General features: G+C 67.6%; 8 protein-coding genes and 4 pseudogenes. 4 read left to right on the top strand and 8 right to left on the bottom strand.

Annotated elements, in window-relative coordinates:
- Nucleotides 1-167, top strand: a pseudogene (locus tag AB8Z75_RS28380) (IS701 family transposase); the annotation flags it as partial.
- Between the two features lie 58 nt (nucleotides 168-225).
- Here the strand turns inward: AB8Z75_RS28380 and AB8Z75_RS28375 are convergent.
- The 3 genes and pseudogenes from AB8Z75_RS28375 to AB8Z75_RS28365 all read right to left on the bottom strand — a co-directional run bounded on the left by AB8Z75_RS28375 (nucleotide 226) and on the right by AB8Z75_RS28365 (nucleotide 1,381).
- A complete protein-coding gene (locus AB8Z75_RS28375) occupies nucleotides 226-729 on the bottom strand; it encodes a GNAT family N-acetyltransferase (protein WP_369206888.1) in 504 nt (167 codons plus the stop codon).
- Between the two features lie 159 nt (nucleotides 730-888).
- Nucleotides 889-996: pseudogene (locus tag AB8Z75_RS28370) on the bottom strand (IS5/IS1182 family transposase); the annotation flags it as partial.
- Nucleotides 997-1,186: 190 nt separating this feature from the next.
- Nucleotides 1,187-1,381: a winged helix-turn-helix domain-containing protein gene (locus AB8Z75_RS28365; protein WP_369206886.1), complete on the bottom strand. Its 195-nt coding sequence runs from the start codon at nucleotides 1,379-1,381 to the stop codon at nucleotides 1,187-1,189.
- Here AB8Z75_RS28365 and AB8Z75_RS28360 point away from each other — a divergent pair.
- Both AB8Z75_RS28360 and AB8Z75_RS28355 read left to right on the top strand, forming a co-directional pair.
- Nucleotides 1,380-1,592, top strand: coding sequence for a hypothetical protein (locus tag AB8Z75_RS28360; RefSeq protein WP_369206884.1), 213 nt, complete (start codon nucleotides 1,380-1,382; stop codon nucleotides 1,590-1,592). The two genes, AB8Z75_RS28365 and AB8Z75_RS28360, sit on opposite strands and share 2 nt — an antisense overlap.
- A gap of 133 nt (nucleotides 1,593-1,725) precedes the next feature.
- Nucleotides 1,726-2,364: a hypothetical protein gene (locus tag AB8Z75_RS28355; RefSeq protein WP_369206882.1), complete on the top strand. Its 639-nt coding sequence runs from the start codon at nucleotides 1,726-1,728 to the stop codon at nucleotides 2,362-2,364.
- A gap of 138 nt (nucleotides 2,365-2,502) precedes the next feature.
- On the opposite strand, the pseudogene AB8Z75_RS28350 reads toward AB8Z75_RS28355, so the two are convergent.
- Nucleotides 2,503-2,694 (bottom strand): annotated as a pseudogene (locus AB8Z75_RS28350) (IS701 family transposase); the annotation flags it as partial.
- Between the two features lie 120 nt (nucleotides 2,695-2,814).
- Here AB8Z75_RS28350 and AB8Z75_RS28345 point away from each other — a divergent pair.
- Nucleotides 2,815-3,159, top strand: a pseudogene (locus tag AB8Z75_RS28345) (transposase); the annotation flags it as partial.
- Between the two features lie 251 nt (nucleotides 3,160-3,410).
- Here AB8Z75_RS28345 and AB8Z75_RS28340 read toward each other — a convergent pair.
- The 4 genes from AB8Z75_RS28340 to rpmF all read right to left on the bottom strand — a co-directional run bounded on the left by AB8Z75_RS28340 (nucleotide 3,411) and on the right by rpmF (nucleotide 5,948).
- Nucleotides 3,411-3,866 (bottom strand): DUF5946 family protein, encoded by a 456-nt coding sequence (locus AB8Z75_RS28340; protein WP_369206880.1) that lies wholly within the window; start codon nucleotides 3,864-3,866, stop codon nucleotides 3,411-3,413.
- A gap of 223 nt (nucleotides 3,867-4,089) precedes the next feature.
- Nucleotides 4,090-4,515: a Fur family transcriptional regulator gene (locus tag AB8Z75_RS28335; protein ID WP_369206878.1), complete on the bottom strand. Its 426-nt coding sequence runs from the start codon at nucleotides 4,513-4,515 to the stop codon at nucleotides 4,090-4,092.
- An 85-nt stretch (nucleotides 4,516-4,600) separates the two neighbouring features.
- Nucleotides 4,601-5,773, bottom strand: a complete 1,173-nt coding sequence (locus tag AB8Z75_RS28330; RefSeq protein WP_369206876.1) for a GTP-binding protein — start codon at nucleotides 5,771-5,773, stop codon at nucleotides 4,601-4,603.
- 4 nt (nucleotides 5,774-5,777) lie between these two features.
- Complete coding sequence (rpmF, locus tag AB8Z75_RS28325) at nucleotides 5,778-5,948, bottom strand: 50S ribosomal protein L32 (protein ID WP_242749826.1); 171 nt, start codon at nucleotides 5,946-5,948, stop codon at nucleotides 5,778-5,780.
- Nucleotides 5,949-5,990 lie beyond the last annotated feature (42 nt).

The raw sequence follows: 5,990 nt of genomic DNA, 5'->3' as shown, positions 1-5,990 counted from the left end.
GGCCCGGGGGCGCGGGGCGCGCTGGGGCCGTGGACCGGGAGCTGTACCTGCCACGCTCGTGGACCTCGGGCCCGGACCGCTGCCGGGCGGTCGGGCCGGCCGAGGACACCGTCTTCGCGACCAGGCCTGAGCCGGCCCGCACGATGATCGAACGGTCCCTGGACGCCGCGCACCACGTCGACACTCGATCACCCGAGCACGAAACCCCGGGAACGTGCTCGCGCGTCACGGCAACGAGCGCGTGAGCCAGACCACTTCGCCATTGTTCTCGGTGGAAACGTGATCCCGCGCGAATCCGAGCTTCTCAAGGACACGGAGCGACGGCGCGTTCCACGCACCGACGGTCGACCAGAGCCGTTTCCGCCCAGTCGCGACGGCGGCAACCAGCACCGCACCGGCCGCCTCAGTGGCGTAGCCACGCCCCTGCACGCGCTGGAACACCTCATACGCGATTTCCGGCTCCTCTATGGTGGAGCGGCCAATGATCAGCCCGCAGTAGCCGATGAAGTCGCCTTCGTCACGGCGCTGGATGGGCAGCAGGGCGATGCCCGTAGTCGCCGTCGCGGTCAGCAGCTCCGCGATGGACGTCCGGATGCGATCAACCGCGGGGGTTCCCTTTCCTCGTTCGGAGAGGAGGGCGCTGAAGTCAGCGGCGTCCGACCCGGCCCACGGCCGCAGTATCAGCCGCTCGGTCTCAAGGTGGAACGGCATCGCCCTGTACGCAGTCATGCCCCCACTCTGCCCCACGGATCACCCCGAACTACAGCCGGAAATTGCCCCTTCCAGGCCGATGTACAACACCCGGTGCGGCAGCCCCGTGGCAGTTCCTCGGCTGAGGCCCGTCCCGCGATTGAGGATGGGTGGTCAAGCCCTGAGGCTTTTCCATCTTCAGTTTGGACAGGCCAGGTGCAGGGTGAGGATGGCCTGAACGATCTTCGTGATTCGGGTGGTGGAACAGCGCAGCTTGCGCAGGATCCGCCAGGTCTCGAGGGCGGCGCTTCGGTGAGGGTCGGTGCGAGGGCGGCCAGGACCTCGACGGCCTCGGCGACGTACCGGTATGCGGAGATGGTGCCCACACCGAACCCGGCGGCGGAGCTGCGGACTGGCGGTGGACACGAGATTCGAACTCGTGAGGGGTTGCCCCCAACACGCTTTCCAATCGGCATTAAGCGGTCCGGGCAGGACTTCACGTACGCCACGGCCGAGACGGTGGCGGAAAAGGGCCGCGTACGAGTTGGTCGCCGAGACGGGTGCGTTGGTAGAGCACGGACCGGCCGTTGCGCCTGGTGGTGAGGATGGTCGCGGCTTGAAGTGCTTTGAGGTGAGCGTTGAGAGTCGGTGCGGTGAGAGCCAGCTGCGTCGCAAGCTGGGTGGTGGACATGGGGAGCTCCAGGGCGGCGAGGATCGCCGCCCTCGTTCTGCCGAAGACGGCGGCCCGGGGCGCTGTCTTGTTCGAACGGGCCGCCGACCACCGCGACGAGCATGTCATCAAGTTCGCGGACACGGCCGTCGACTCGTTCGAGCGGAGCGGGAACCCCGAAGCGCTCGCCGCTGCCCACGTGGCCGCCGACCTGATCGACGCGGCCCGATGACTGCCGCTCGGGCCGGACGCCGCCGGCCCGAAATTGTCGCGCCCCTGGGAAGTACAAGCCTCGCATGCGACCATTCCCGATACCGCCCGGGGGTAACTTGTGGTGGAGTGTCACCAGCAACGAAGGAGCCAAGATGTTTCTGATAGAGATCGCCTGCCCCCGTGGCGCATTGACCGATGACGACCGAAGAGACCTTGCCGGCGAAGTGTGCCGGCTACTGGTCGGCGCCGAAGAGGGTGTGGCGGAGGAAACCATGAGCCGTGCCCGCGCGATGATGCATGTCGGCTTCCGCGAGCTCGACGGCTGGACCACCGGCGACGGCCCCTGGATACCCGGGGACGTGCCACCGCTCTGGGTCACGATCACCGTGCCGGAGGCGTGGCGCTCTGAGATGTCGCTCACCACCATCGGCATGGTGCGCCGCGGGGTGCGCCGGCTCGATCGTTCGCACGGGTGGCAGCGCCCTGAGGGCCGTCTGTGGATCAACCTCGTCGGCATCGTCGACGGGAGCATCGGGATGGATGGCAAACCCGGCACCGCAGATGACGTCGTGGGCCAGATGACCGCTGCGTACCGGGCGAAGAACGATGCCCCGAATGCCGACAGCGCCGACCTCCCCGAAGGAGTCACGATCGACCCTATGTGTGGCATGCATGTACGACTGGGAGGAAGCGCCTTCACTCTCGAACACGAGGGCCGGACGATGGGTTTCTGCGCGAAGAGCTGCCGAGCGGCATACGCCCGCGAGCACGGCCTGTCCGCCCCCGCCTAAGCTCGCGGCCCGGGGGAAACCGAGGGCCGGCTCTCGATGGACCTGTCTCTGATGGGGGTGGCCCTTCCTGCCATCGGACGTGATCTGTCGCTGTCCGAAGGCACGCTCCAGTGGCTGGTGTCGGGATACGCGGTCACCTACGGCGGCTTCGTATCCGGTGCCGCGTTCCCCCAGCGCGGTTCGCAGCTGGGGGTTGCGCCCTTAGACCTCGTCGCCGGCGACCCATGCGGCCTGGTGGCCGGCGTCCAGGAACCGGGCAGCCGTACGAGAGGCCAGTTCCGGCGTGGCGGCGAAGGCGGTGTCCTGGTCGAGTCCGGCACCCCTGCGCCGGGCCATCGAACGTAACGATGAGGCGGTCTAGCTGTGGAAGAGGGAGGTCTGGTCGCGGGTAAGAGCACCGCGGTGGAGTGCGGCGGCTGGATCGTGTTCGAGGACGAGGCCGGCCAGTCGATGACTCCGCCGCGCGCAAGGACTTGGGGCCGTCTCGGCCATACCCCGGTCGCCCGGGTACGCGGACGGGGCTCCGGCCGGGTCTCGATAGCGGGCATGACCTGCTACAGACCGGGCGAGCCGCCCCGGATGTTCTACGCGGTCCGCGAGTACAACGGGCGCAGGGATCAGCCCGAGGGCTTCGGCTGGCGCGACTTCCGTGGCCTGCTCTTCCGGGCCCGCACCCAGTTCGAAGGTCCGATCGTGCTGGTCTGGGACAACGTCCGCATCCACCTGACCGCCCCGCTGCGGGAGTTCATCGCCGCGAACGCCGACTGGCTCACCGTCTTCCAACTTCCGCCACATGCACCGATCCTGAACCCCCAGGAAGGCATCTGGTCGCTGGTCAAACGCGACATCGGCAACCTCGCCGCCGTCCTGGTCCAGACCACCAGGGCCGTCCAGCACCGGCTCAATCAGATCCAGTACCGCCCGGGCCTGGTCGACAGCTGCCTCACCGGCACCGGCCTGACCATGGTGGCTGACCCGGGCCACCCCTTTCGCGTTCAGCATCCCAGGCAGGCTGTGGGCTCACTCCTCGGCGGGTCTACGGCCGGTCACGTGCTGCGGTTCCACGCGTCGACTGTGGCGGCGGCCCAGGCCCTGACGCGTTCCGTGAACTCTTCGGCGGGGAACGTCCCGTCGACAGCGACATCTTCGATCGTCACAGAGAAACGAGGCGGCGGCGCGTCCCGTTGCGGCAGTGCTGCCTGGCAGGCGACTGGTGAAGGCATGCCCGTCACGCGATGGGAGTTGCCACGACGAGCCCGACCGACAAGCGGGTTCACTTCGCTGAGGCCGCCTTGGAGATAGGTGTGCAGGAGCGCCCATGCCATCGCACCGCCGTCAGCGGGAAGCCGACTGGGGTGCTGGAACAGGAAGCAAGAGACCGAGACGCCGTGCAACGGCCCCCACGGTGCCTGCCGCTCATGGTCCAACGCGAGCAAGGCATGGAAAAGATCGCCACAGGATCGTGGTCCCACGGACACACCGCACTCCGCGCAGGATTCCATGCCTTCTCCTCGAACGTCGAAGTGCAGCGTAGGACGTTCGCGACAGTCGCGCAGCTGAAATCCTGGTTGGCGCTGACATCACACATTCAAGCTCAGTAGTCTTCTGAGTCAGGAATTCTGTTCAGATATGAGGGAGGTTGAGCCGGGACAATCCAGTCGGTGTGCAGTGCAGACCGAACGCCCGCCAGACCCGCGAGACCGTCGACTGCGACAGTGAGGGGTGTCACCCCGGCTCAGGCTGCGCTGCTCGGCCGCAGTCGCGACAGATGCCGGTCAGCTCGACGACGTGGTCGATGCCGATGAAGCCGGTCGCCGCAGCGACGCCTTGTGCCCACAACTCGACCTGCTCGGACTCCACCGCGCGGCTCAGACCGCATGCTCTGCACACGACGTAGTGCTGATGTCCCTCCACGGGGCGCGGCCGGTACAGTCTTTCGCCACCCAGGTCGCGGATCACGTCCGCACCGCCGTCCGCCTCGAGCATGCGGAGGGTGCGGTAGACGGTGGTGAGGCTGATCGCGATGCCGGCTGATTCCGCGACCGCGTGCAGGGACCGCGCGGAGACGAAGTCCTCGCACGCCTGAAACAGATGCAGCAGTTCGCGACGCTGTCGTGTCGAGCGCTGGACCCTAGGAGGAGAGCCACGCATCGTTACCTCCCGGTGGATGACGCTGGTATCAGGCTGACCGGGCCGGGTGGCGCCGTGGCCGCGACCACCACCCGGCCCGGAGACTTCAGGCGGGCAGCGCCGCGCTGTGCTGCTCGTGGACGCAGATCTCGTGGGTCTCCGGGACGTCCCAGGAAGGGAAGGGATCCTCGTCGCCGGCCCAGACACCGTCCAGCAGGCAGCTTTCCAGGGCGGTGTGCAGAGCCTTCGGCTCCAGTTCGGTCCCGATGAAGACCAGCTCCTGGGCCTGCTTTGTCGCTTCCGCGTCCATGGTGCCGGCGGGCTCGAAGCGGGCGACGGAACCCGCCTGGGACCACAGGCCCGTCACATCGGTGCGCCCGGCCAGAGTGAAGAAGCCCTTGCTGCGCAGCACCGTTCCGAACTCGCCACTTTCGAGCCGCTCGGTGATCAGATGCCAGAGGCGGCCAGGGTGGAAGGGCCGGTCGGAGCGGAAGAGGGTGGAGGAGATGCCGTACTCCTCGGTCTCCGGGACGTGTTCACCGTTCAGCTCCCGCACCCAGCCCGGGGCGAGCTGTGCCTTCTCCACGTCGAAGAGAGCGGTCCCGAGTACGTCGGAGGCGCGTACCCGCCCTCGGACGGTGTCCAGCAGGCGTGCGCCCGGGTTGAGCCGGGTGAGGACGCCGCGCAGCTGCTCGGCTGATTCTTCGTCGACGAGGTCGAGCTTGTTCAAGACGATCACATCGGCGAACTCGACCTGGTCGATCAGTAGGTCGCTCACGGTGCGCTCGTCGTTCTCGAAGGGCGCGAGACCGCGCGCGGCGAGTTCGTCACCGGCCCCCAGCTCACGAAGGAAGTTGGCCGCGTCCACCACGGTGACCATGGTGTCGAGCCGCGCCAGGTCGTCGAGCGTCGCCCCGTCGTCGCGTGCGAAGGAGAAGGTGGCGGCCACCGGCATGGGCTCGGAGATGCCACTGGATTCGATCAGGAGGTAGTCGAATCGCCCCTCTCTTGCGAGGCGGTCCACCTCTTCGAGGAGATCGTCGCGGAGCGTGCAGCAGATGCAGCCGTTGGTCATCTCGACCAGCCGTTCCTCTGTACGGGAGAGTGCGGCCTCTCCGCCGCGCACTAGGGCGGCGTCGATGTTGATCTCGCTCATGTCGTTGACGATGACGGCGACCCGAAGTCCCTCGCGGTTGGAAAGTACGTGGTTGAGCAGGGTGGTCTTGCCCGCTCCCAGAAAGCCGGACAGGACGGTCACCGGCAGGCGGTCGTGCGGCATCGTGTCAGTCCTCCGGGCGGAGGAGGCCGCGCTCGTACGCCTTCCGCAGGTACTGGGGCACCAAGTGGGTGCTCCCGTCGATGGTGACGGGGGCGAGCGGCGGAGTGCCGGCGCGCCACTGTGCGCGGCGGTGGCGGGTGTTGCTGCGGGACATCTTCCGCTTTGGGACAGCCATGACGGTCCTTTTCGTCGGCAGGGGGTCGGCAGGGAGTCGGGA

Origin of the sequence: Streptomyces sp. PU-14G, assembly GCF_041028275.1 — a bacterium.
In the GTDB taxonomy this organism is placed as follows: Bacteria; Actinomycetota; Actinomycetes; order Streptomycetales; family Streptomycetaceae; genus Streptomyces.
Note: the sequence above shows the minus strand (reverse complement) of the source record. Positions and strands in the feature narration are given on the sequence as shown.

What these genes read in the sequence shown, in the direction of transcription:
- AB8Z75_RS28355 (WP_369206882.1), top strand. Translation starts at nt 1,726, where the DNA reads ATGTTTCTGATAGAGATCGCCTGCCCCCGTGGCGCATTGACCGATGAC.
- AB8Z75_RS28330 (WP_369206876.1), bottom strand. Translation starts at nt 5,773, where the DNA reads ATGCCGCACGACCGCCTGCCGGTGACCGTCCTGTCCGGCTTTCTGGGA.
- AB8Z75_RS28365 (WP_369206886.1), bottom strand. Translation starts at nt 1,381, where the DNA reads ATGTCCACCACCCAGCTTGCGACGCAGCTGGCTCTCACCGCACCGACT.
- AB8Z75_RS28360 (WP_369206884.1), top strand. Translation starts at nt 1,380, where the DNA reads ATGGGGAGCTCCAGGGCGGCGAGGATCGCCGCCCTCGTTCTGCCGAAG.
- rpmF (WP_242749826.1), bottom strand. Translation starts at nt 5,948, where the DNA reads ATGGCTGTCCCAAAGCGGAAGATGTCCCGCAGCAACACCCGCCACCGC.
- AB8Z75_RS28340 (WP_369206880.1), bottom strand. Translation starts at nt 3,866, where the DNA reads ATGGAATCCTGCGCGGAGTGCGGTGTGTCCGTGGGACCACGATCCTGT.
- AB8Z75_RS28375 (WP_369206888.1), bottom strand. Translation starts at nt 729, where the DNA reads ATGACTGCGTACAGGGCGATGCCGTTCCACCTTGAGACCGAGCGGCTG.
- AB8Z75_RS28335 (WP_369206878.1), bottom strand. Translation starts at nt 4,515, where the DNA reads ATGCGTGGCTCTCCTCCTAGGGTCCAGCGCTCGACACGACAGCGTCGC.